At 46.1% G+C, this 24,962-nt stretch carries 23 protein-coding genes; 11 read left to right on the top strand and 12 right to left on the bottom strand.

Annotated features, from left to right (window positions below):
* Window positions 1–15: 15 nt before the first annotated feature.
* The 7 genes from RJ47_RS00185 to RJ47_RS00155 all read right to left on the bottom strand — a co-directional run bounded on the left by RJ47_RS00185 (window position 16) and on the right by RJ47_RS00155 (window position 10,021).
* Window positions 16–1,608: an ABC transporter ATP-binding protein gene (locus tag RJ47_RS00185; RefSeq protein WP_039480251.1), complete on the bottom strand. Its 1,593-nt coding sequence runs from the start codon at window positions 1,606–1,608 to the stop codon at window positions 16–18.
* Window positions 1,609–1,610: 2 nt separating this feature from the next.
* Window positions 1,611–2,645 carry an ABC transporter permease gene (locus tag RJ47_RS00180; protein WP_038192249.1) on the bottom strand — a complete coding sequence of 345 codons (1,035 nt, stop codon included), beginning with the start codon at window positions 2,643–2,645 and terminating at the stop codon, window positions 1,611–1,613.
* A gap of 2 nt (window positions 2,646–2,647) precedes the next feature.
* Window positions 2,648–3,733 carry a microcin C ABC transporter permease YejB gene (locus RJ47_RS00175; RefSeq protein WP_039480248.1) on the bottom strand — a complete coding sequence of 362 codons (1,086 nt, stop codon included), beginning with the start codon at window positions 3,731–3,733 and terminating at the stop codon, window positions 2,648–2,650.
* Between the two features lie 133 nt (window positions 3,734–3,866).
* Entirely contained in the window at window positions 3,867–5,630 is a 1,764-nt protein-coding gene (locus RJ47_RS00170) for an extracellular solute-binding protein (RefSeq protein WP_231565930.1), read from the bottom strand.
* Between the two features lie 294 nt (window positions 5,631–5,924).
* A complete protein-coding gene (locus RJ47_RS00165; protein WP_039480241.1) occupies window positions 5,925–6,443 on the bottom strand; it encodes an NUDIX hydrolase in 519 nt (172 codons plus the stop codon).
* A 57-nt stretch (window positions 6,444–6,500) separates the two neighbouring features.
* Window positions 6,501–8,138, bottom strand: coding sequence for a methyl-accepting chemotaxis protein (locus RJ47_RS00160; RefSeq protein ID WP_039480238.1), 1,638 nt, complete (start codon window positions 8,136–8,138; stop codon window positions 6,501–6,503).
* A gap of 305 nt (window positions 8,139–8,443) precedes the next feature.
* Window positions 8,444–10,021 carry a BCCT family transporter gene (locus RJ47_RS00155; protein ID WP_038137237.1) on the bottom strand — a complete coding sequence of 526 codons (1,578 nt, stop codon included), beginning with the start codon at window positions 10,019–10,021 and terminating at the stop codon, window positions 8,444–8,446.
* A 389-nt stretch (window positions 10,022–10,410) separates the two neighbouring features.
* On the opposite strand from RJ47_RS00155, the gene RJ47_RS00150 reads away from it, so the two are divergent.
* On the top strand, window positions 10,411–10,887 hold the full coding sequence (locus tag RJ47_RS00150) for a MarR family winged helix-turn-helix transcriptional regulator (protein ID WP_038137240.1): 477 nt from the start codon (window positions 10,411–10,413) through the stop codon (window positions 10,885–10,887).
* Between the two features lie 118 nt (window positions 10,888–11,005).
* A complete protein-coding gene (locus RJ47_RS00145; RefSeq protein WP_039480234.1) occupies window positions 11,006–12,067 on the top strand; it encodes a GGDEF domain-containing protein in 1,062 nt (353 codons plus the stop codon).
* Here RJ47_RS00145 and RJ47_RS00140 read toward each other — a convergent pair.
* Entirely contained in the window at window positions 12,060–12,515 is a 456-nt protein-coding gene (locus RJ47_RS00140; protein ID WP_038137243.1) for an Lrp/AsnC family transcriptional regulator, read from the bottom strand. The two genes, RJ47_RS00145 and RJ47_RS00140, sit on opposite strands and share 8 nt — an antisense overlap.
* Before the next feature lie 147 nt (window positions 12,516–12,662).
* Here RJ47_RS00140 and RJ47_RS00135 point away from each other — a divergent pair, with 147 nt between their 5' ends.
* On the top strand, window positions 12,663–13,586 hold the full coding sequence (locus RJ47_RS00135) for a DMT family transporter (RefSeq protein WP_197058113.1): 924 nt from the start codon (window positions 12,663–12,665) through the stop codon (window positions 13,584–13,586).
* Here RJ47_RS00135 and RJ47_RS00130 read toward each other — a convergent pair.
* The gene (locus RJ47_RS00130; protein ID WP_039480228.1) at window positions 13,562–13,831 is read right to left on the bottom strand and encodes a hypothetical protein; all 270 of its coding nucleotides are present in this window, start codon (window positions 13,829–13,831) and stop codon (window positions 13,562–13,564) included. The genes RJ47_RS00135 and RJ47_RS00130 overlap by 25 nt on opposite strands.
* 147 nt (window positions 13,832–13,978) lie before the next feature.
* Between RJ47_RS00130 and RJ47_RS20720 the strand changes: the two genes are divergently transcribed.
* The 3 genes from RJ47_RS20720 to RJ47_RS00120 all read left to right on the top strand — a co-directional run bounded on the left by RJ47_RS20720 (window position 13,979) and on the right by RJ47_RS00120 (window position 16,906).
* Window positions 13,979–14,287: a cysteine-rich CWC family protein gene (locus RJ47_RS20720; RefSeq protein WP_072036303.1), complete on the top strand. Its 309-nt coding sequence runs from the start codon at window positions 13,979–13,981 to the stop codon at window positions 14,285–14,287.
* A 212-nt stretch (window positions 14,288–14,499) separates the two neighbouring features.
* Complete coding sequence (gene emrD, locus RJ47_RS00125) at window positions 14,500–15,708, top strand: multidrug efflux MFS transporter EmrD (protein ID WP_038137251.1); 1,209 nt, start codon at window positions 14,500–14,502, stop codon at window positions 15,706–15,708.
* A 166-nt stretch (window positions 15,709–15,874) separates the two neighbouring features.
* Window positions 15,875–16,906: a DUF4382 domain-containing protein gene (locus tag RJ47_RS00120; protein ID WP_039480226.1), complete on the top strand. Its 1,032-nt coding sequence runs from the start codon at window positions 15,875–15,877 to the stop codon at window positions 16,904–16,906.
* Between the two features lie 43 nt (window positions 16,907–16,949).
* Here the strand turns inward: RJ47_RS00120 and viaA are convergent, their stop codons facing one another.
* Entirely contained in the window at window positions 16,950–18,395 is a 1,446-nt protein-coding gene (gene viaA / locus RJ47_RS00115) for an ATPase RavA stimulator ViaA (protein ID WP_038137255.1), read from the bottom strand.
* 9 nt (window positions 18,396–18,404) lie between these two features.
* Window positions 18,405–20,069: an ATPase RavA domain-containing protein gene (locus RJ47_RS00110; protein ID WP_038137257.1), complete on the bottom strand. Its 1,665-nt coding sequence runs from the start codon at window positions 20,067–20,069 to the stop codon at window positions 18,405–18,407.
* Window positions 20,070–20,327: 258 nt separating this feature from the next.
* Here RJ47_RS00110 and RJ47_RS00105 point away from each other — a divergent pair, with 258 nt between their 5' ends.
* The 3 genes from RJ47_RS00105 (at window position 20,328) to RJ47_RS00095 (ending at window position 22,288) form a co-directional block, all read left to right on the top strand.
* A complete protein-coding gene (locus RJ47_RS00105) occupies window positions 20,328–20,858 on the top strand; it encodes an NUDIX hydrolase (RefSeq protein ID WP_039480224.1) in 531 nt (176 codons plus the stop codon).
* Between the two features lie 11 nt (window positions 20,859–20,869).
* A complete protein-coding gene (gene ltaE / locus RJ47_RS00100) occupies window positions 20,870–21,874 on the top strand; it encodes a low-specificity L-threonine aldolase (protein WP_039480221.1) in 1,005 nt (334 codons plus the stop codon).
* A gap of 90 nt (window positions 21,875–21,964) precedes the next feature.
* Complete coding sequence (locus RJ47_RS00095; RefSeq protein WP_039480218.1) at window positions 21,965–22,288, top strand: c-type cytochrome; 324 nt, start codon at window positions 21,965–21,967, stop codon at window positions 22,286–22,288.
* A 17-nt stretch (window positions 22,289–22,305) separates the two neighbouring features.
* Here the strand turns inward: RJ47_RS00095 and ppiC are convergent, their stop codons facing one another.
* Window positions 22,306–22,584 carry a peptidylprolyl isomerase PpiC gene (gene ppiC / locus RJ47_RS00090; protein WP_005472248.1) on the bottom strand — a complete coding sequence of 93 codons (279 nt, stop codon included), beginning with the start codon at window positions 22,582–22,584 and terminating at the stop codon, window positions 22,306–22,308.
* 198 nt (window positions 22,585–22,782) lie between these two features.
* On the opposite strand from ppiC, the gene RJ47_RS00085 reads away from it, so the two are divergent.
* Both RJ47_RS00085 and RJ47_RS00080 read left to right on the top strand, forming a co-directional pair.
* On the top strand, window positions 22,783–23,721 hold the full coding sequence (locus tag RJ47_RS00085; RefSeq protein ID WP_005472307.1) for a chemotaxis protein: 939 nt from the start codon (window positions 22,783–22,785) through the stop codon (window positions 23,719–23,721).
* A 212-nt stretch (window positions 23,722–23,933) separates the two neighbouring features.
* Entirely contained in the window at window positions 23,934–24,950 is a 1,017-nt protein-coding gene (locus RJ47_RS00080; RefSeq protein WP_038137267.1) for a GGDEF domain-containing protein, read from the top strand.
* The last annotated feature ends 12 nt before the right edge of the window (window positions 24,951–24,962 follow it).

The following is a 24,962-nucleotide window of genomic DNA, read 5'->3' as shown; positions in this document are numbered from 1 at the left end:
ACGGCGTTTCTTTTTCTATAAACTCGACAGTGTGACAAGCTCTTTGGTATAGGGGTGCCGAGGATCAGTAAACAGCCCTTTCGTTTCGCCTTGCTCCACAATTTCTCCTTGCTTGAGCACAATGGTGTAGTGACACAAAGACTTAACGACATTCAGGTCATGGCTAATGAATAGATAACTTAGCCCGTACTTGTGTTGCAGGGATTTAAGCAAATCGAGCACTTGCGCTTGAACCGTTCGATCCAAGGATGAGGTTGGCTCATCGAGCAATATAAACTCAGGCTTTAGGATAAGTGCCCGTGCAATCGCAATACGTTGTCTCTGACCTCCGGAGAACTCATTTGGATAGCGATGGCGGGAGTCCGGATCCAAGTCCACTTCTCGCATCACTTTAACAATCATTTCATCGATCTCTTCATCGCTAAGCTGCTCATGGACACGCAATCCCTCACCTATCACTTGCGCAACGGACATCCTAGGATTAAGTGCTGAAAACGGGTCTTGAAACACCACTTGCATGCGACGCCGATATGGCAGCATCGCCTTACGGTCAAGTCCTTGAAGCTCATTACCTTGGTAGCGAATTGACCCTTCCGAGTTGACCAACTTGAGAATCGCCATACCTGTTGTCGACTTACCAGACCCGCTTTCTCCGACTAATCCTATGGATTGACCACGAGACAAACTGATTTGCATATCGGTGACCGCTTTAATGTGCGAAACCACCCGTTTGAACACGCCGCCAGTGATAGGAAACCAAACCCTAAGTTGCTCAACATCCAGTATTGGTTCGCTCGGTTCACTGACAACAACCGGCGTCCCCCTAGGATCTGAATTAATGAGTAATTGGGTATAAGCGTGACTAGGTGACTGGAAGACTTGTTGACACTCGCCCACTTCGACAAGATGCCCCTCTTGCATTACGGCAACGCGATCCGCGATACGGCGGACAATGCTCAAGTCATGGGTAATAAACAGCATTGCCATACCGAGCTCTTGCTGCAATTGTTTGAGCAAGTCGAGGATTTGCGCCTGAACTGACACATCGAGCGCTGTTGTTGGCTCATCGGCAATCAGAAGCTCTGGTTCATTAATCAACGCCATCGCAATCATTACGCGCTGCCGCTCGCCTCCTGACAACTCGTGAGGATAGGCGTTGATTTTGACGCTTGGGTGGCGAATACCCACTTTTTCCAACCATTCAATGGCAATGCTTTCTGCTTTGCTTTGTCTAACGCCACGATGAATAGAGAGAGTTTCCACCAACTGCTTACCAATTTTATGCAGCGGGTTTAGAGAGACCATGGGCTCTTGGAAGATCATTCCGATTCTTCCCCCTCTGATGCCTCTCAGTTGTCGTTCAGAACATTGCAGTATGTCGATATCATCAAATGTAATTTTACCTTCCAAGTAGTGTGCGGAGCCTTTGGGTAATAGCTTTAGAATCGAGTTCGCAGTCACCGACTTTCCAGAGCCACTCTCGCCGACAAGCGCTAATGTTTCCCCTTTACAAATCGACAGCGAAACCTGATGGGTCACCTGTTCTATGTTCGCCTGTCGGCCAAAGCCAACAGACAGATTTTCCATGGTCAGTATCGGATGAGTCATGGCTATCTCCCTTGATGATGCGGGTCGAAAGCATCGCGCACGGCTTCCCCGATAAACACGAGCAGTGTCAACATGAGTGACAAGACAATAAACGCCGAAAACCCTAGCCACGGCGCCTGTAAGTTCGCCTTTCCTTGTGCTAAGAGTTCACCTAACGATGGCGACCCCGCAGGTAAACCAAAGCCAAGAAAGTCCAATGAGGTTAAGGTCGTCACCGAACCTGACAAGATAAACGGCATCATGGTAAGTGACGCTACCATCGCATTGGGCAACATGTGCCTTAACATAATGCGATTGTCACTGACGCCCATTGCCAGAGCGGCTCGTACGTAATCGAAGTTACGGCAACGAAGAAACTCAGCGCGAACAACCCCCACCAGGCTCATCCAGCTAAATGCGACCATAATACCCAGTAGCCACCAGAAATTGGGCTCAACGAAGCTGGAAAGGATAATCAACAAAAACAAGGTAGGCATGCCAGACCACACTTCGATAAAACGCTGACCAAGCAGATCAAGCCAACCTCCGTAGTAGCCCTGTGTCGCCCCCACAACCACGCCAATGACGCTTGAGATAATGGTCAATACAAAACCAAACAACACCGAAATTCTAAAGCCGTAAATAATTCGCGCCAAGACGTCTCTTCCTTTGTCGTCTGTGCCGAGCCAGTTCACCGCATCAGGCGCCGATGGAACCGAGCCTTGAATATCAAAGTTAATCGTGTCGTAACTAAACGGAATAAGCGGCCAAACAATACTCCCTTTTTCCTCAATGAGCTCAACCACAAACGGGTCTTTGTAATCGGCTTCCGTTTCAAACTCTCCGCCAAACTCAGTTTCTGCATACTGCGAAACGATCGGGAAATACCATTGATTGTCGTACGTTATCCATAACGGTTTGTCGTTGGCGATTAGCTCTGCAAACAGGCTGACGAAGAAGAGCAAAGCAAAGACCCAAAGCGACCAAAAGCCGCGGCGATTGGCTTTAAATCGTAACCAACGAGCTTCATTGAGTGGGTTGCGTCTTTTTTCAATCACAGTTAACGAGCCTCAAAATCAATGCGTGGATCCACCCAGGTGTAGGTCAAGTCGGAGATGATACTGAGCAGCAATCCAAGTAAAGTCATGATGTACAACGAACTGAATACGACAGGGTAATCACGCTGGATGGTCGACTCAAAGCCAAGCAGCCCAATCCCTTCGAGTGAGAACATCACTTCGATGAGCATTGACCCGGTAAAGAAGATACTGATGAAAGCGGCGGGAAAGCCTGCGATTATAATCAACATGGCGTTGCGAAACACATGCTTGTAGAGAATGCTGCGCTCATCGAGCCCTTTCGCTCTTGCGGTCACGACATACTGTTTGTTGATCTCATCCAGAAAGGAGTTTTTGGTCAACATGCTTAAGGTCGCAAACCCACCAATCACCATCGCCAATATCGGCAAGGTTAAATGCCAAAAGTAGTCCATCACCTGTTCATACCAGACTAACTGTTCAAAGTTACTCGACACCAAGCCCCTTAGAGGAAACCAACTGAAATAGTTCCCACTAGCGAACAGAATGATCAAAATGATGGCGAAGAGAAACCCTGGTATGGCATAACCCACGATCACGACCGCACTCGACCAGACATCAAATCGAGAGCCATGATGGATTGCTTTTAAAATGCCAAGAGGAATTGAGATCAAATAGATAATCAGAGTACTCCACAAGCCAAGTGAGATGGAGACAGGGAGGCGCTCAACGATCAAGTCAATGACATTGCCGCCTTTGAACAAGCTTTCACCAAAATTGAATGTAGCGTAATTTTTGAGCATCTCCACATAGCGCTCAAGCAGTGGCTTATCAAAACCAAACTGCTTTTTTATCGCCTCAACCACTTCTGGGTCCAAACCTCTCGAGCCTTTATAGCCAGAGGCACTATTTTGGTCGTCCGCGAGTTCCACTTCAGCACCACCGCCAGTAAAACGCTCCATAATGCCAGAGGTGTGCCCCTCCATCTGGGCGATCGCTTGCTCTACCGGTCCACCGGGCGCAATCTGAATGATAAAGAAGTTGATGGTGATAATCGCCCACAAGGTGGGAATCACCAAAAGTAGTCGGCGAAATATATAGGCAGCCATGTTTCCCTCTGCGTATCTCAGAGCCGCGAATCAATGCGCTCTGGTCTCTTAGCGATTACTGCTGTAACGCGTCACCTTCTGGTTCGCATCTTGTGATAGCGCTACAGCATAGTAGCCATGAACTAGACAATCACTATTGACGTTTCTCAGGCAGTTTTTGCGCTTTCTCTTTAGAAACCCACCAAGTGTCTTGGCCAAGGTCATACTTCGGCATAGTCGCCGGGCGCTCAAACTTATCCCACATCGCGACGCGGTATTTGCTTAAGTGCCACTGTGGAATCACGTAGTAGTTCCATTGCAATACACGGTCAAGCGCTTTACCAAGCGTAAGCAGTTTGTCTGGATTCTGTTGGCTTTTCGCGATTTGCTCAGTCAATTCATCGACAATCGGATCCATCACCCCTGCCGTGTTGTAGGTCGAATCGATGTAATTGGAGTTCCAAACGATCAGCAAGTTGGGTCCTGGGTATGGATTCGCGCCATAGGATGAAGAGACCATATCAAAGTCACGATCGCGAAGGCGTTTGATGTATTGAGTCGTATCCACCGTTCGTATCTTCATCTCGATACCCATTCGCTTTAAGTTTTTCTGCACGGGTATCGCAATCCGCTCTGTGGTCGGGCTATAGATCAGCAGCTCAAAGCTAAACGGTTCACCGGTTTCGGTATTGGTCATCACTTTATCTTTTAGCTCCCACCCCGCTTCTTTGAGCAGTTTGAACGCACTTCTCATCTGACTGCGAATACGACCCGAGCCATCGGTAACTGGCGGCTGGAACTCTTCAGTAAATAAGCGTGGAGGCAGCTGATCTTTGTACTTGGTCAGCAAGGCAAGTTCGTCGCCTTGTGGCGTGCCTTTAGCCTCATATTCCGTATTCTGGAAATAGCTCCGAGTACGGGTATATTGGTTGTAGAACAGGTTGTTGTTCATCCACTCGAAGTCCATCGCGTAGTTCAGCGCCTGACGAACTTTCGGGTCTTTAAAAATAGCTTGTTGAGTGTTAAACACAAACGCTTGTGCATTGGCTGGACGCTCGTGAGCGATCTCTTCTTTGACGATGAATCCTTTGTCAAAATTGACGCCTGTGTAGGAGTTGGCCCAAAACTTGGCTACGTTTTCAATCCGAAAATCAAACTCGCCCGCTTTGAACGCTTCAAGCATGACGGTTTCGTCGCGATAGTAATCGTAAGTGATGGTTTTGAAATTATCTCGCCCTACATTCACCGGAAGATCTTTGGCCCAATAATCGTCAACAAGTTGGTAAGTGACGCTTTGCCCAGACTTATAGTCCACCACTTTGTAAGCCGCACTTCCCACTGGCGGAGTCGATAGCGGCTCTGCGAGGTTTTTATCTTGCCAATAGTGCTTGGGTAAAACTTGAGTGTTCTGCGCAAAGCGGAACATTTTCTCTCGGTTCGGCTTAACCATGTCTACGCGAACCGTACGATCATTTTTAGCCGTGACAGATTTTATATCTTGATAATAGACTTTGTACTGCGGCACACCTTCTTTGACAAACTTGTCGAAAGTGAACGCCACATCATGCGCGGTGATAGGTTTGCCATCATGGAATTTGGCTTTAGGATTGATATCGATTTCAATCCACTGATAGTCGTCTGAGTAGCGGACTCGCTCCGCGATAAGGGGATAGTAAGCGTCTATTTCGTCACTTGGGGAAAACATTAAGGTATCGTAGATTTCACCAATGCCTGCCGCAGAAACACCTCGAGACCCAAATCGGTTGAAGCTGTCATAGGTTCCAACCTGACCAAAGGTCACTGAGCCGTATTTTGGTGCATTTGGATTAACGTAATCAAAGTGCGCGAAATCCGACGCATACTTCGCCTCGCCGAACCCGACAAGAACTTGCGTTTCAATCACATCAGCGAAACTCATTTGAGCAGACAACAGCAGTGAGCAACCCACCGCGAAATGACGTACTTTCCCCATATACTCATCCTTTAATAATCTGGTTTATACGCTCTACAGTACGAATAATTAATATTAATAATTCAATTACTTGGATCAGTATAGAAGCGGAACAATGTTTATGTAAACGATTTCGTTAGGACTAGGAAGCATTGTGAAGCAAAACAGTTCTTGAAGGAAAGTGTACGCGGAGCCGCTGCAAGTGTTCCTAAAACAAGTGGGGTTGGGATAAAAAAGAGTCCGCATTTTGCGGACTCACTGTTAGAGCATTTCCTTGGCGACTAAATGGAGCAAAAAGGTTTCTCGCTCTATGCTCATGCCTTTTTTAGGGCTCTCTGCCATTGTTTTTTCATTATGAGCAATCGCGTCATGGATGTTCATCCATACGGCTTTCATGCCGTTTTTTATCTCATAATCCTCGTATGAGGTTTCACCCAATTGGCGGTCAATTTTACAGGTATAGCAATAAGAGATCATATGGACAATGTCTGCATCGTCTTTGTACCAAGGGCGAAACTCTTCATAGATTCCGTAAGGCTTGATAGAGTGAATGTTCTGCGCTCCGGTCTCTTCCTCTAGCTCTCTAACCATGCCTGCGATGACGTCTTCACCATCATCCAAGCCGCCACCTGGAATCGTGTAGTCGTGATAGCGCTCCGTGTAGAGCAGTAAGATGTCTTCTCCATCAACCACAATGGCACGAGCCGCGTTTCGTTGATAGATGACTTTGTCGTCTAGATGGTCGATGTCAGGGTGAACGGTGGTGTTTAAATGTCTCATTTACAGCTCAGCAAAAAAATTTGCGCCGATTCTACCACATCACCCTGTCTCCTCAAGTTACGCCAATTTGAAGCGATTGATCATCGACATCAGATTTTCCGACACATTGCGCAGCTCTTTACTGGCGCTCGCCATTTGTGCTGACTCCTCGGAAACACTCGATGCCATGTCATTTAAGCTCACCACATTTCGATTGATGTCGTTGACCGTGACCGTTTGTTCCTCAGCGGCGGTCGCGATGTGTTGATTCATCTCTTCAATCGTGTGAACTTCTTTGTTGATGCGGGTTAACGCCTCACCGGCTTGCGAAGACAAGCTCGACGCATTGACGGCTTTGACAGCGCCCTGCTCCATAACCGTAACGATATTGCCAGCGCCATTTTGCAGCTTTTCAACAATATTTTGAATTTCCAGCGTTGATTCGTGAGTGCGTAACGACAGGCTTCTCACTTCATCAGCCACCACCGCGAATCCACGTCCTTGTTCGCCCGCCCGTGCCGCTTCAATGGCAGCGTTTAGCGCGAGTAAGTTAGTTTGCTCTGCTACCCCGCGAATCACTTCCAGCACAGTGTCGACATTTTTTGCGTCACTCGCCAACTGCTCAACCACATGACTGGCCGAATCCATTTGCTGCGCTAGTTGATTCGCTTCATTGACGTTTTGGCTTATGATCTGATGACTGCTATTCGTTTCGTTGGCCGCGAGGCGGCTGGCATCATTCGCCTCAACCGTCCGACTCGCCACTTCCTCTACCGTTGCAAGCATTTGTGTCATCGCGGTGGCCAGCATATCCACATCAGACTGCTGCTGATTTAAACTGTCATCAATATGGTGAACAGACGTCGACAACTGATTTGCCGCGCTCGATACCTGGCTACCCGCATCGCTAATGTTCAACATAATAGACTGCACAGAAGCGACGAATTGGTTGAAGTAGCGCGCAAGTTGAATCAGCTCAGAGCTGCCCTCTTCGGGTAAACGCTGAGTAAGATCGCCCTCGCCCTTCGACAACGCCTGCATGGCGCGCACAGAGCGTTTGAGGGGAGACGTAATGGTTTTAATGAAGAACGCAATCATCAGAGAGAGAACTGACAAAATTGCCACCGCGTAACCGAGTGACGCCATTTCTGAACGTTCAGTCGCCGCTTGCAACGCAACCATGTTCATTCCTGAACCTATCATCCATTGCCAAGGCTGAAACATCAGCGCATAACTGGTTTTAGGGTCTGTTGTCCCTTTGTCTGGATTGCGCCAAGTATAGTCAACAAACCCTCCGCCACTGCGCGCGGTTTGATAGAGTCTCTGGACAAAGTACTCTCCTGAACTGTCTTGCAATCCCATGATGTTTTTGCCCAACAACGAGCTCACACCCGTCGCGAGTTGGATACCCGTGTTGTCACCAACAAAGACGTAGTTATCACCGTCAAAGCGCATAGCGGAAACTGCTTTTAGGGCGCTCACTTGCGCCTCTTTCTCGCTCATTTCACCGGCACGATAAAGATCGTAATAGTGCTCCACAACACCGTTCGCAGACTCTACTATCGTCATGACGCCACGCTCGTAGTTTTCACGCATGTGCTCACGCGATTTGTCGATATTCAAATAGGTGTTCAACAACAATCCTATTGCGAACAACGCTAATATTGACCAAGCCCGTGTCGCAATGGACACCTTCGATAATCTTTCTATATTCATAATTCCGATCCCTAGCTCTAAACATTGTTCAAGCGCCAAGACCTTCTTAAGAAAGCATTCAGCACTTTTATAAATTTGATAGTTTTAATAAATAAAAATGTAGCAGCTAATAGTGACGAACTTTATGAATCTGGGAGAAAAAATCGATGAAATTTCGTTAATAACAAAAAGGTTATTTTAACTTATTGAGTAGATACACAGTGGAGTTTTGCCTCCGGACTTGCTCAGATCACAAAACTCACTTTTACTCGTGAGCAGGTACAAAAAAAGGGCGCCGAGCGCCCTTATAATCAACAAACGTAACCTTAATTTTGGTACTTCTCTGTGCGCATGCCCATTAGCAAGCTGACACACATCAGCAACAAGACGATGGTAAACGGCAGTGCGGTAGAGATAGCCCCCGCTTGCAGCGCTTGAATCGCTTCTGTACCACCAATCCAAAGTAGAGCAACCGCAATAGCCCCTTCCATAAACGCCCAGAAAACACGTTGTAGGACAGGTGCATCGACTTTACCACCTGCGGTAATGCTATCGATAACCAGTGAACCTGAATCCGAAGAGGTAATAAAGAACACCAGCACCAATACAACAGCAATAACAGAGAGCAAGGTGCCCATTGGCAGAACATCGAACATTTGGAACATGGCCAGAGAAACGTCAGTTAGACCGTTCGCACCCAGCTCACCAATATTATTAACGACCTGATCAATCGCAATACCGCCAAACACCGACATCCAAAGAAGCGTCACTGCCGTTGGGACTAGCAGTACTGCAGTCATAAACTCTCTGACTGTTCGACCTTTAGACACGCGCGCAATAAACATACCCACGAATGGTGACCAAGAAATCCACCACGCCCAGTAGAACACAGTCCAACCTTGGAACCATGCTTCATCTTCACGACCGTGCGGGTTACTCAAAGGAATGATGTTTTCAACATACGCCATCAAGGTAGTGCCGATATTGCCAAAAGTCACCGCGTAACCAATCAACGCAACTAGGATCAACAGAACGAATGCGACCACCATATTGATGTTACTGATGACCTTAACGCCACCATCAATACCACGAATAACAGAGACTACCGCAAGCAAAGTTACGACCGTAATCACAACCACTTGCAGACCTAAGCCTGCATCGATGCCAAACACATGTTGAATACCACTCGCCGCCTGTTGCGCGCCTAAACCTAGAGACGTCGCAAGACCAAACAGGGTTGCGACCACAGCCAAGATATCAACGATGTGCCCAGCCCAGCCCCAAGCGCGATCGCCTAGTAGCGGATAGAAAATGGAACGGATAGATAAAGGCAAGCCTTTGTTGTATGCAAAAAACGCTAGCGATAACGCCACAACACCGTAGATAGCCCACGGGTGAAGACCCCAGTGGAACATCGTCGCACCCATGGCCAGTTTCGCCGCTTCAGCGGTATTGGCTTCAACGCCGAGCGGAGTCTCATACCAACCAGTAAAGTAAGCGACAGGTTCAGCCACACTCCAGAACATCAAGCCGATACCCATACCAGCAGCAAAAAGCATAGAGAGCCAAGAAATGAATGAGTAATCTGCGGTAGCATCTTGGCCGCCAAGGCGAATTTTACCCAAAGGCGATACGATAAGCGCTAAGCAGAAGACAACAAAGATGTTGCCAGACCAGATAAACAGCCAATCGAAGCTTCCAATGATTTGCCACTTCAGGCCATCTAACGCGGATTTAGCCGTTTCCGCATCCATAACTAGAGCGCCAAATAGGAACAGGGCGATAAATCCTGCACTGACGCCAAAGACAGGGTTATGAACATCGAACCCCCACTTTTGTACGTTATCTTGACCGATGGTGTAATCGGTACTGTCGATACTGTACTTATCGATACCTTTCGTCATTTTTCCTCTCTCGATAATTATCTTTCCCTAATCAAAGCCTAAAACTAAAATTCATTAGTGATGAAAGTAATTTTATCTTATTTCAAGACTTGATCGAACCGACATTATTGTACGCCTTCCAGTGTAAGTTGCCAGTCAAACGCGCTTAACCGCTCACAAATCCACCTCAAAAAGATCATTTTGTTGAAAAAGTAACTGTGATCTCGCTCAACCCAAATCACCATTAACTTTGAATTCTAAACATTAGATGTGCAATTATTCACCCGTCTTCTAACATAATTAAACAACCCGCATCTCTAAATGAGATTGTTATTGATTTTTGCTCTTCAATTAGGCGTCAATATCATGTATTTTCACGCCTTAAAACGCTTGCTGACTAAGGATGAACATTGGAAAAGCACGAAGAAGTCCTCGTTTCAATTCGCCAAATAATTCGCGCGATCGATTTACACTCCAAACGCTTGAGCAAAGAGTCTGGTTTAACAGGCCCTCAGCTTATTCTAATGCGTTCAATCAAAGAGTTAGGTGAAGTGACCATACGAGAGTTGTCGAATCATACCAATATGAGTCAAGCAACTGCGACCACAATCCTTGACCGCTTAGAAAGAAACGAGCTTGTTAAGCGTGTGCGCAGTAATCAAGACAAACGTAAAGTTCATGCGTACATCACTGATAAAGGTTTAGAGGTGCTAAGCCAAGCCCCTATGCCTCTGCAACAGAACTTCATTAATAAGTTCCAAAGGCTCGAAGAGTGGGAACAATCTCTGCTGCTATCGTCGGTGCAACGTATTTCATCGATGATGAACGCTGAAGATATTGAAGTGGCGCCAGTGCTTGAACTGGGCAGCATCACTAAACCGGAATAGCCTTATCTGAATTGAACTATCCGGGCATTGGTCTAAAGTTGTAATAAGTGAAACAACGCGTCTTAGTAGCTTTTCGTCACGCAAAAGCTACTTTGATTAACCAGTGCAAAGGTGTCGGATGGTTAAAAAGACAAGTTTTGAACTCCACGCAGACGATACCATCCTAGACGTCAATCAAAAGAAGCGTGTCCTCAAACTTATCGCCATCATCACGCTGGTTGTTTTCGTTCCACTTGCGGTTAAAAACATCCTCATTGGTGAAACTGTCCTCGCCATCGTCCTACTTGCTTTCGAAATCACCTTACTGCTTGAAGTCGCAGCCATCATTTACAATGAACAACGAGTAATCGGCAATTTGATCCCACTGACATTGCTCGGCGCCTCGATTATTATGGCGATCGACATTTTCGGTACACTCGCAACCTACTGGGTGTTCCCTATCGTGATAGCAATTGTCTTCTTGTTTTCAGAGCGAGTGGCGCTTTTGTCAAACCTGCTCATCATTATCGGTGTGACGGCTGCGATTTACCCTCAGCAAGATCCGGAAGTGACCGCTCGATACACGTTTTCCCTTGTTGCAACCCTTACGATTGTCCATGTGGTGGTCAAGGAAGTGCATAAATTGCAAAGTGAACTAAGGCACCTGCTAGAAAGAGACGCGATGACTGGGGCATTGAATCGCCACCAACTGCATAGTTCCCTCGACAGGGCCATCGAGCAGTATGGCTACTCAACCATTGTGATGATCGATGTCGATAATTTTAAGACCATTAATGACAACTATGGGCATGACACGGGCGACACGGTCCTCAAACAAGCGGTTGCAACCATCAACAGCAATACCAGAGCGAATGACTTGCTCTTTAGAGTCGGAGGAGACGAGTTTTTGTTGCTGTTTCACGGTGTCGATAAGTATGCGGTAGAAACGATAATGAATCTGATCGGAAGGAATATCTCAGAGCAAGCCTACCCACATGATGTTAAAGTCACGCTCAGTTGTGGCGTCGCTGAATCGGTACCCTTTGAAACCAGCCAAGCTTGGATCAAGCGCGCCGATTTAGCCTTGTATCAAGCCAAATCTCTTGGTCGAAATCGGGTTTCTGTCTACTGCGACTCGACGCTTTCTCAATATGAAGATGTTGATTATCAACGAGAGTCTGGCAAACAAACCGTTAAGTGAAAACAGGCAGCTCACTCGACTCTTTCACTTGACGGATTGCAAGGTGGGTATGAATGTCTTTGACATTATCCAACCTCTGTAACTTTCGAGTAAACGATTCATATCCGGTGAGATCTTGGCTAACAACCTCCAACAAGTAGTCATAAGCACCTGACACAACGTGGCAGTTTGTCACCTCGCCCATTTCCAAAATCGCCTGCTCAAATGCATCAATAGACGCCGCTTGGTGGTTATTTAAACTCACTTCAACAAAAACCGTCATCCCGACTCCAATCGCAGGTTTGCTCAATTTGGCTTGGTATCCTGCGATCACGCCTTCTTCTTCCAGTTTTTTGATTCGCCGCGCGCACGGTGAAGCCGAAAGTCCAACCCTATCCGCAATGTCCGCAGTGGATAACCTTGCATCCTTCTGCAGTAGCGACAGAATATGCTTATCAATTCTATCCATACTTATCCTTAACTTTTTCTACCAATTATTACGATAGATTTGATGTTTTCCATCAAGCAATGGGAAAAACTTAGCGAAGTTTGCCATATAACGCCAACGGTTACGACTCATAATTAACGCAAACAAATACAAATTGATAACATCATTATGATTTCAGGATATTTGGCAATGATTGCCACGTTACTGCTCTGGTCTGGTTTTTTTCTATCGCTGAGAAGCGGCGCGCATTCCGATCTCACCACCGCTGATATCGCGTTGACACGCTTCGTCATCCCTTGTCTGATTTTACTTCCACTCGTGATTCGATCTCGGCTGAGCATTAAAGCAGTTCCGCCACGCTATTTACTTGGCATGTTCATTGGCTGCGGTCTGCCTTATTTGTTGGTTGCAGGCTCAGGGATGCAGTTTGCACCGGTCTCTGATGGCAGTGCCTTGATACCAGGCACACTGCCCCTGTTTGTCTCTGGGATTGCTGTTTTACTGTTTAAGCAGCCGTTAAGCCAGCATCGGATTGCTGGTTTGGTATTGGTCATCATTGGTATTGCCGCTTTTATGTCGCACAACTTGATGGAACTCAACGGTGAGCGTATGCAAGGGCATCTGCTGTTCCTAACGGGAAGTATCATGTGGGCAATGTTCACTATCTGTGCTCGCGTATCGAGCCTAAATCCGTTGGTAACGGCGGGCTTTATATCACTCCTCTCGACATTCACACTCGCACTTTCGATTCATCTTGGCTGGTTGCCTAGCCACTTAGCCACCACAGCGGTAAATGAATGGCCATGGAAAGAACTAATTGGTCACATCATGCTACAAGGGATTGGTGCAGGCGTGATTGCCGCCTTTACGTATCTACATGCTATTTCCGTGCTGGGCGCAGAAAGAACAGCTGCATTTGGCGCAGCAACGCCAGCAATTGCGACGTTTTTAGCCATCCCAATCTTCAATGAGCAGCCTTCACTTCTTGGTTGGGTGGCTCTGTCGCTGATTTGTATTGGTAGCCTTATCGCGAGCAATATTTTTATGAAGCAAGATAGCTCCTTGCTCTACCAACCGCCAAAGTTCAAATAAATCAGTAGAGAACTGGCAACGATAGCAGCGCGGAACAGTGGTTTTGCATAAGGCTTGCATTTAATCATGAAGGGAGCCGACACAAAAAGTGCGATAAGTAACGAGACCGCGCCGTGTGAAAGCCATGTTTCGAGCACAACTAACCAGATAAACCAGAAGAGCAGTTCAACGTTTTGTAAATGGATCTTCTTACCCAACGCGGCAATAAAGACTCCGGCAGCAAGAGAAGGAATCATTGTAAACATTATTTTTTATTCAACTGCAAATCATATTAATGATAATGATTGTCATTTGCAATTAATAGCAAGAAATTTGTGTGTTTTCTTTACTATGGTGGTTCTCTGTTAAAACCTTTATAGTCATCGGCCCTAAATCATTGTTGGAATAAGTTTGTGAAAACACCGTGTATCGCTGCATGTAAAAATGAAGGTGGAATATGCCTTGGGTGTCATCGCACTGTTGAAGAGATCGCAACGTGGCGAATGATGACCGATGAGCAAAGAGAGTCTGTAATGGACCGTTTAAGTGGCAAAACATCAAGCCATCAGTGTCCTCAATGCGGTAAACCAGCAAGCTGCGATCTTAGTGAAGGCAAGGCCACATGTTGGTGCTTTAGTTTGGAAAGACGCGATACAAGCTCATTACAGAGTAACGATTCTTGCCTATGCCGTTCTTGTCTAACAAACTTACCCATCGCATAAAAATTCTTGTTTTCATGGATTAAATTTTGGATTAGTTTTTCTAATCCAAATCATAGATTTTTATCTTGCTTAAGATCACACTTTTTCATTGCTCGCTCTTCTAACTCGCTCTAATATCTCGCGCCTGAAAGTTCCCTTTCTCGTTTTTTAAATTAGCTTAGCTACGGCAAAGCTATTGGTTTCTTGCGTTTTGAATTTAGGTAAAATAGGAAATGTCCGCGTCTTCACAAGTTATTAAACTCACGTTTTTGATTGCGATTTTGACCGCTGTTGGCCAAATGACTCAAACCATGTACGTACCGTCAATCGGTCACATGGCGAATGAGTTCTTAGTCTCACCGGCAGCATTGCAGGCGGTCATGGCTTGTTACTTAATCCCTTATGGTTTTTCTCAATTCATTTATGGGCCTCTTTCCGATCGCTTAGGCCGTAAACCCATCATCATTGTTGGACTGGTGATTTATATCCTAGGCACAATCATGGCGTTGTTTGCCCATCAATATGAATGGTTCTTAGCGGGAAGCTTTATTCAAGGTCTAGGTATAGGCTGTGGTGGCGCTATGTCACGCACCTTAACGAGAGACGTGTTCTCGGGCGCTGAGCTCCATAAGGTCAACAGCTTGATCAGCATGTGTGTGATTTTTTCGCCTCTTATCGCACCTGTTTTAGGAGGCTATCTCACAGAAGTGTTCGGGTGGCGTTCTAGCTACATGTTCCTCGCGCTATTTGGTATCGCGGTCGTAATCACCATGATGACAAGCTTTATCGAAACACTGCCAAAAGAGAAACGTCGCTATGAGAAAGTCACCGACAGCTATCGCTACGTATTATCGGACCGACGCTTCCAAGGCTACCTAATTTGCTTGGTGGCGACGTTTTCTGGTGTCGCTATTTTTGAAGCGGCGGCAGGTGTGCTGCTCGGTGGGGTGTTACAACTTCCTGCAACCACCGTCAGTTTACTATTTGTAATGCCGATTCCGGGTTACTTAGTCGGTGCCGCACTTTCAAGCATTATTGCTGCGAAGAAGAACGAAAAAAGTGCGCTGATGTTCGGTTTGTTTGCCATTATGGCTGGCTCTTTGATTGTATTGATTCCTGGTTTAATGGGTCAAACAACAGCCTTAACATTGGTCGGCGGAGCAACCATTTATTTCTTGGGTGCGGGCATTCTTTTCCCTGCGGCCACGACAGGTGCGCTCTCTCCACTGCCCTATCATGCAGGGACTGGCGGTGCGGTTCTTGGTGGAATGCAAAACCTCGGAGCTGGCTTAGCAACCTTAGGGGCATCCATGATTCCAACCACTAATCAGATGCCTTTAGGTGCATTGATGTTGATCATGTCATTGCTCGCGCTGATTGGTCTTATTCGCGTTTACCGTAAACACGACCAATCTAATGATCAAATGCCATTGGCTATCTAACTGTTGTTACTCCGTTCCAATTCCCTATCGATTGGAACGGAGCTCTTACTTTATGTAATCACTACCTAGCGCTGACAAAATTCACCCTAATATTGACAGTACTAACAATAAAATTTCCCTTCTTTGAACTAGAATTATGTCATTAGCTTTTACTAGGACTATGAGTATGAAAATGTGTAAACGCAGCTTATTGAGCGCTTCGGTGTTGTTGATTCTTGCTGGTTGTAACTCAGGTGGCGGTTCATCTGACTCAAACGCGACAACGCCAGTAACACTGTCGGTTTCTGATGCACCGTTAGACGGAGTCTCAGAAGTTGTTGTCACATACAATAAGGTTGCTTTCTTACCGCTTGATGGCAGCTCACCTCTTCTATTTGACGTCTATAAAACGGATGAAGACGGCAACTATGTTGATGAGAATGGCGCTCCTCTCCCTGATGGAGATGACCCGTTACCTCTTAGTGTTAATCTGCTTGATTTCCAAGGCTCCGATTCAAAGTCGCTGCTGGACGATCAAGACATTCCAACAGGTAACTATAAGTTGTGTCTCTTTGCTCATGATGGAGACCACCCGACTTACCCTTCCTATGTGAGAGAAACTGGCAATGGGAACCAGGTTCCTTTGACCGTCAAAGGCAACGGAAAATGTCCTCAAGGCGTCGGTGAATTTGAGAATACTGGTACTTTGTATTTCAATGACACATTTACAGTTAACGATCAAAACAATGATTATGTGGCGGAGTTTGATTTACGCCGTGGATTAAAAGAGGACTCTGGTGAATACACCATTCAACGAACTTCTGTCATGTTGATCAACACCGTAACAACAGGAGAGATAGAGGGCGATGTTTCACTAGCAACCTACAATGGATGTGAGACAGATACAACAAGCGGCAATGGTTTCGCTCACGCAGTGTACCTATATGAGGGTAATGTTGCGAAAGCTGACATGGGTACTTTTGCGGGAACGGGGAATAGTGCTCCGGTAGCAGCCGCGAATGTTGTTACAGAAGACAACGGTCTAACCTATGAGTATGAGTTCGGTTTTGTAGCGCCTGGAACCTATTCGGTTGGTTACACATGTACAGCCAATGACGACTCCGAGGAAGGGATTGTCGCGGGAGAAAACTTCTCTATCTACACGTCACAAAACGGGCTCTCTGTCGCTGCGGGTTCTGAAGTAGACGCGAATCTTTAATCTAAAAAAGGAGCTCACTGAGCTCCTTTTATTTGTCTTTCCACTACCATTTTTTCATGATTCGTCCCATCAGATTGGGATGATAAGACCAGCAGTGATCGAACATTGTCATTAACTCTGGATTGCCATATTTAGACAGGCTGATCGCATGAAAGCGGTTTTTATGCTCTTTCAGTTCATCAACCTTGGCGATCATCTCTTCTGACTGCTTAGGTGCAATAAAGTCCGAGATCACCACCATATCCGCGTTTCGGTATTTGTCTCCCGTCATTAAGTCGATTGACTTCATAAGCACGGGCTCTAAATCTGTGCCACCGTGGAAGCTGTAGGTAAGAAAATCACTCGCTTCTCTTAAGCCATCTTGCTTAGTCAGCTCATAGGTAATTTGCTCTGAAGAAAAGAGAATGACATAGCAGTCACGATCTTCAGCCAGCGCAATTTGCATCAGCGCATACGCCATCGCTTTGGCACACTGCTCAGGAAAGCCACTCATTGAACCAGATGCATCGACACAAATAATAAATGGCCCTTTCTCTACATCAACTTGGGCATTATCTGGTTTTTGCGCGCGTACTTTGCGCAAAGTGCGGGACTTACCTTGCATTTTGTAGTTCATGAGACGCTTATCAACTAGGTGCTTGTAGAACACCACTTCTAGTTCAGGATACGCCAAGAACATGGTTTCGTTGGGTAACAGCTTATTAAGATCGTCGCCTTCATGAATACCAACGATATCGTCGGTGGCTTTGTCAGATTTCTCTTCAACAATTTGAGGCTCTTCCAAAGGCGCTTTGTTCAAATCAGGATCGTCAACTTGACTCGCCATTCGGCCAAGCTTCTCTGCAATCTCTTGAAGGCCTTGGTTCTTTTTCAAAAACTCTGCATGGCGCTTCATTACGGTAAGATCGGTTTTGCTTAATCGAGCCGATGCCATGTCCCACAGACGGCCAACACTGCCTTCATCACCCTCTTCCGTCACTTTATCCATGTTCTTCATGGTTTCCATGCGTTGGTAAAGATCTTTGAGCACTTTCTCTTTGTTGGCTTCAAGCTCGGTCAATTGCGCTTGTCGAATGGCATCGGAAAGGCTTTGATACCATTGATCACAGAAATAGTGCGGGAACATTGGGTTGTTCACCCCTTTGTTCTTCTCCATTAGGCGACGCGCCTGCAAGTAAAACGCAGAGTGCCATTCTAGCTTTTTGATGACTTCTGGTATCTGTTCAAAAAACTGCGCTTCATCCCAATAGATCACCTCTTGGTAGAGCGCGAGTTCTTGTTGAAAACGTTCCGTCTCACACACCTTCGTTATGCGCTTCTTAACGCTTCCACGCCATTTCAATAGATGGTTTTTTACCGAGGACTTAACGCCGCGGTTTTCCGCTACCGCCATCATCTGAGAACGAGCCATTAAGTCGTTCACAGCCGTGTCTATGATGCCAGAATCGGCAATCATCAGTGCGAGGTTTAATCCATCTGCGCCTAACATTCATTTCTCCTATTCAAAGAATTGATTTAAGGTCTTGAAACGGAAAACCGTACGTTCACACTCGGTTTTGGTCGATTCCAGTACTTGTTGAAGGTGTTGTAAGCTCGCTTCCATTGCCCTTGGAATCTCTTGTTCGACAAAGCTATGTGGCAAGGCTCCGTGGAAATTCGAACGCACTCTCAGCAAGTGGTGTTCAGCATGTTCTAGCTGCGCCATTGCTTTCTCAGCCTTGGCAAACCACTCTTGGTAAAGTGTTTGATCTAGGCCTTTGTTGGTCACGATGGAAACTAAGACGGCACGATTGGCGATGTCTTTAATCACCAAGTTGTTCGCGCCATCGACATCAAAACGCAATCTAACCAGATTTGTATTGGTGTTCACGTATCCATAAACGTCACCGTGACCTTCTTTGATCACTCGCTCTAGTTCATTCTTAGGGACGTAAACCCAGCGGCTGTCACCTTTTTCAGACTCAGTGACTGACATGTTACTTTGGAGTAAGACTAATTTAACAAGGTCGTAAGCGCTGCCCACCTGATAGCTTTTCGCATCGGAGATGTCGTAGCTGTGGATCTGCTTCTTGAGTAGACCCGTTGTTGATTCCATTGAAAGCATCACGCCAAACTCAGATTCGAGTTCTTCTTGAATCTCTGCAAGTTCTTCACGGCACAGGGTAATTTGCTGCTCAACGTCTTGCTGATCAAACGCTCGCATCAAGGCAAACTCTTTGATGACCTTACGAACCACCTCACGTGAATCTGGACTGTTCCACAAACAGTCTTGTAGCAGTAACAGATCGAGCGGGTTGATTTCATCACGGCCATTGAAAAATGCGCTCGCTTTTAGCAATCGGACGGCTTTCTTCCAGCGACGGTCAGAGACATACATGTCGGTATCAGCAATATCGACGCCCGTCGACTCTTGCGCTGCGTTTTCCAACATGGTTTTGAGTTCGTAGAGTTTTTCAAACACAGAATCAGACAGCTCAAGCGTATCTAGCTCCGATTGCCACTGGTGATACTCTTCATCCGTAATGGCTAAACCCTCAGGGAGTTTTGCTTCTTGTGGCGTTCCCACCGTGAGCATAGACTTAAAGTTCTGCTTGTTTTGAATACGATTGACGAACACACGCACCAGCATTCGGTCATAGAGCGCTTCCAAACCGCTGTCTTCGTCTGGCAACTCGTTAGATGCAGAAACCAACAAGCGCATCGGGACGCGCTCAATTTCATTACCGTTCTTAAAGGTTTTTTCATTCACCACAGTGAGAAGCGTGTTGAGTATCGCAGGTCCAGCCTTCCAAATTTCATCGAGGAAGACGACTTGTGCAGTTGGCAAATACCCTTCCGTTAGACGGACGTAGCGGCCGTTATCTTTCAATTCTTGGATACTAAGCGGACCAAACACTTCTTCCGGTGTTGAGAAGCGAGTCATCAGGTATTCGAAATAAGAGGAATTGTCAAATGCCTGGATCAGGCGCTTGGCGATTAAACTTTTTGCAATACCAGGGGGACCAAGTAGGAAAACGCTCTCCCCAGACAGGGCGGCTAACAGGCAAAGTTTAATGGTTTCTTCTCGCTCGTATACCCCGTCAGATAGGGCTTGAGCGAGCTTATTGATCCTTTCAGAGAGTAATGCTTTTTGTGAGTGGGAGGCTCTTGTTGGGTTTATCATGCTTACCTCTGATTATGAGCAGACTTATGTATAAGTTTATACATTTGTTATCACTTTGTTACAAGTGCATTTTGTAGATAGGGCAAATCTTTATATCAAATCAGGGTTGTCTGTAAGCCATTGAAATCAATGTTTGCATTAATGTAGCTTGAGTCGCAAAAATGCTTCAGCGAGACGCAAACGATAACAGGTTAATTCTTTCATTCGCGAGAAGAAGCGGATAAGGTAACGTCAGCGTTAGTTGTAAAGAAAATAATCATGATACCTTCCGATACAAGCAAAACCCTCCATAGCTGGAAACGAATCTCTTTGGTCGAAGAGTCCGTCACCCTCCCAAATGGCAAAAATATTCAACACACGACGATTGTTCACCCCGGAGCGACGGTGATCTTACCGATAACTCAAGATGGTCATATCATTCTTATCAATCAGTTTCGTCCTTCGCTAAAGAAGTGGTTATTAGAGCTTCCAGCAGGCACCATTGAAAACGCGGAAGAGATCGAAGAGTGTGCCAGAAGAGAGTTAGAAGAAGAGACGGGATACAGCGCAAAACAAATGATCTCGCTCGGCCAAGTGACCCCTTTAGCTGGATTTTGTGATGAAATACAGTACCTGTTTGTCGCAAAAGAGTTGGACAAAACCTACCGATACGAATGCGACGACGATGAAGTAATCGAAGTCATTACCCTAACCATTGAAGAACTAGAACAAAAGATCATTCGTGGCGAAGTGAGCGATGCGAAAACCATAGCGTGTCTTAGCAAAGCGAAATTATGTGGATACCTTTAGGAGATAATCAAATGGATTTTCGTTCAGATACCGTGACTAAACCAACTCCCGCGATGCGAAAAGCGATGGCGGAAGCCCCTGTGGGAGATGACGTCTACGGTGATGACCCGACCGTCAATGAACTTGAGCAATGGGTCGCACAACGCCATGGTTTTGAGGCGGCACTGTTTACCACATCAGGAACACAAGCCAATTTGCTGGGGCTAATGGCCCATTGTCAGCGCGGTGATGAGTACTTATGCGGTCAGCAAGCCCACAACTATAAATATGAAGCCGGTGGCGCTGCGGTTTTGGGCTCGATTCAACCTCAGCCTATCGAAAACAATCCAGACGGTACACTCGATTTCGCCAAACTTAAAGCTGCTATTAAGCCGGATGATTCCCACTTTGCCAGAACGAAGCTGCTGAGCTTGGAAAACACCATCAATGGCAAAGTGTTACCGATGGCGTATCTTAAACAAGCTCGTGAGTTTGTTGACCAAAACGGTCTATTACTGCACCTTGATGGCGCACGCGTCTACAACGCAGCGGTGGCACTTGAGATTGATGTTAAAGAGATCGCTCAATACTTTGACTCGATGACAATTTGTTTGTCAAAAGGGCTCGCTGCCCCTATTGGCTCTTTACTCCTTGGTGACCAAGCCTTTGTCGAAAGAGCACGTCGTCTGCGTAAAATGGTTGGCGGTGGTATGCGTCAAGCTGGGATTCTTGCTGCTGCGGGCAAACTAGCATTGACCGAGCAAGTAGAACAATTGAAAGTCGACCACCAAAACGCGAAACGTTTGGCTGAAAAGTTGAATAAGTTGGATGGATTTACTGTGGCAACTGAATTTGTACAGACCAATATCGTATTCGCGAAGTTGGATGAGAGCGTTGATATTCATGGCATTGCCAAGCAACTCGCCCAAGACGGCATTACCATTACGCCCGGAAATCCGATCCGCTTCGTGACACACAAAGATATCACCAAGCAAGATATCGATACTTTGATCGAGAAAATCAACGCTTATCTGTAACGCCTCACGATTTGTTGATCTGAACCATTGAGCTTCCCCTTAGGGGAAGCTTTATTCTTTAGGCTAATTTCAACAACTCAAATCCACGCGATGAAGCCAATACTTACTTTATTTGCCCTGCTTTTTGCCTCACACTTACATGCGACTCAGTTTGGCGATGCCGAACTGGGTAAGATCAAGTCACCAAGCTGTGTGTTTTGCCATGGTGAAACCGGTGTTGCGGTGAATAAGAGCTATCCCAACCTCAACGGCCAAAACGCACAATATCTGTATCAATCGATGCTAGATTACAAAAGCGGTAATCGCTCTGGTCCACTTGCTGAAATGATGGCCGCGCAGCTATCTCGACTCAATGAGCAAGATTTAAAAGATATTGCCGCATACTACTCTCAGCAAAACACGCAGGCTCATTAACAGAACATCTTATGGTGTTAAGTACGATACAGCACCTTAACAACGTGCCAACCAAACTTGGTTTTTACGAGATGTGGTACGAGGGTCTCACCAGAGAAGCAAACCTTGTCAAACTGAGGCACCATTTGACCACGGCGAAATTCACCTAAATCACCGCCCTTTTTACCCGAAGGGCACGTCGAATATTTCTTCGCTAACGTTTGGAATTTCGCCCCTTTCTTGAGCTGTTTAATAATGTCTTCTGCCTGCTCTTTATGCTTAACCAAAATGTGCAGAGCAGCTGCGGTGTTTGCCATAGTGTAAACCTCGAAACCTAAATTTGACCGGATTGTAGCCGAAACACCATCATTGTTCATCCCAGCAATTGATCTAATCGATATTGACTGACGATTATCTAGGCTATTAACGGTAGATTTGGACTATCCTAATTGAACAACACGCTAATTTCGTTACTATAAAAATAACCCTTAAGTTTATGTGCAGTTGGATACCCCATGGCAAAAATCGCAAGCAAAGCTAATCAATCGCAAGGCATGTTGATGTTTACGTTAACAGCAAAGCAACAGCTATTTGCTATCGGAACCCTAAAAGTTCGCGAAATCGTACCCTTCATGCCCACCACGCAGATTCCCTATTCGCATCATCACGTCGTGGGTACGGTGACGATACGAAATATGACCATACCCGTAATCAACATGCCGGCCGCGATTGGCTTTAGGCCAATCCAGCCAGAAGAGTACGACTCTTGCTACTTGATCGTGACAGACTGCTTAAGAACGGTTGTCGCCTTTATGGTGCGTTCGATAGAGAAAATCATCGAGTGTGACTGGAAAGCGATCGAATCGGCGCCTCGTTCCGCAGGCAACAATGTGTTTGTAACGGGCATTACTCGCTTCCAAGACAAAATTGTTCAAATGCTGGATGTAGAATTGCTGCTATCTAAGATTTATCCGCAATACGAATCTACAAACATCCCAATGCTGACCGACATCGAACGGGAAAAGCTCAAGGCACTGAACATTCTCTTGGTTGACGATTCGTCCATCGCTCGTAAACAACTCTCTGATGCATTAGACAGCATCAACATCCCCTATCAGATTCGCAATAATGGGCTCGATGCCTTACAAGCGATGCGAGAGCAAGCCGATAACAATACGCCTATTGACTTGCTAGTGAGTGACATCGAGATGCCCGGTCTAGACGGCTATGAGCTCGCTTTTGAAACTCAAAGTGACAGTCGGTTGAGCAACGCCTACATCATTTTGCATACCTCCTTGTCGAGCGAAATATGTGTAGACCGTGCTCAGCAAGTCGGTGCCCATGAAGCACTAGAAAAATTCAACGCTGGTGACCTAATCAAAGCAATGTTGAGGGGAGCAAGTAAACTTGAAGAAGGCACGAATATTACAGAGCGAATAGAAGTGGATGTTTAGCTTAAATCAGACTCAAAACGATACGGAGTCACCGGTTACATGCCTAAACTTTAGGCTTAGTATGAATAATTGCTACTTAATTGTTCAATTAATCGCTTAAGCACATAATAATCATCAATAATTCGTATTTAATTGATATTAACTCAAGCATCTCGTTAGCAAATCCGCTAATCTTAAGTTAATTGGTAAGTACATTAAGATCCTAATAACGAATGACCGACGACGATTACAAAAGATCGACGGCAAATTTAAAGAAAGCCGTCCCTCTAATGATGAAAAATCACGTAGCGGCCACACCTGCAAACTATGCGCTATGGTACACCTACGTTGATAACGCGATCCCGCAGCTAAATAGGGAACTCGACACTGTGCTGGAAAGCTATGGTGTCTGTCCACCAGCTTCGGGAGAGCAGTTGTATAAAAACTACGTTGCCTCACGCGCGGAAACCAACATCAGCGATCTTCGAGCAAACATCGAACTGTTGGTTGGCCAAGTTGCTTCATCGGTTACCGATACGCTCGCCGACACCTCCACATTCTCAAGCATGATTGACAAGAGCTTCTCTAGTTTAGAGAAAGTAAAAGACGACAACATGTCGTTGGAAGAAGTGATGACGGTTGTGCGCCAGCTTGTCGACGAATCAAAAGAAATTCGCCACTCCACCAAGTTCTTAAACAACCAGTTGGAATCAGCGAGTGAAGAAATTCAGCGCCTAAAAACTGAGCTCGCTGAAGTTCAACAAGACGCGCTGTTTGATAGCCTGACCAGTTTGTATAACCGCCGTTCTTTCGACAACGATATTAAAACGCTCTGCCAAACAGGACAAAAAATCTGCCTAGTATTGGCAGATATTGATCACTTCAAGAGCTACAACGACAACTATGGTCACCTATTTGGTGATGCGGTCATCAAAGGCATTGCCAAACGACTCCATATCAACGCACGTGACGGCGTTCATGCTTATCGTTTTGGTGGAGAAGAGTTTGCCCTAATCGTACCAAACAAACAGTTACGAATTGCTCGCCAGTACGCTGATAGCTTGCGTCGTTCTATTGAGAAACTGTCAATAAAAGATAAACGTTCCGGAAGCTTGGTCGCAAATATTACGGCGTCATTTGGCGTGGCTGAGCTTGAAGAAAATGAAAGTGCAGATTCATTGATTGAACGGGCAGACAAACTGCTCTATGAGGCCAAACAACTCGGCAGAAATAGAGTCATGCCATTGTAATTGCAACCCAAC

Origin of the sequence: Vibrio sinaloensis, from assembly GCF_000808535.1 — a bacterium.
GTDB classification, from domain to species: Bacteria; Pseudomonadota; Gammaproteobacteria; order Enterobacterales; family Vibrionaceae; genus Vibrio; species Vibrio sinaloensis_D.
Note: the sequence above shows the minus strand (reverse complement) of the source record. Positions and strands in the feature narration are given on the sequence as shown.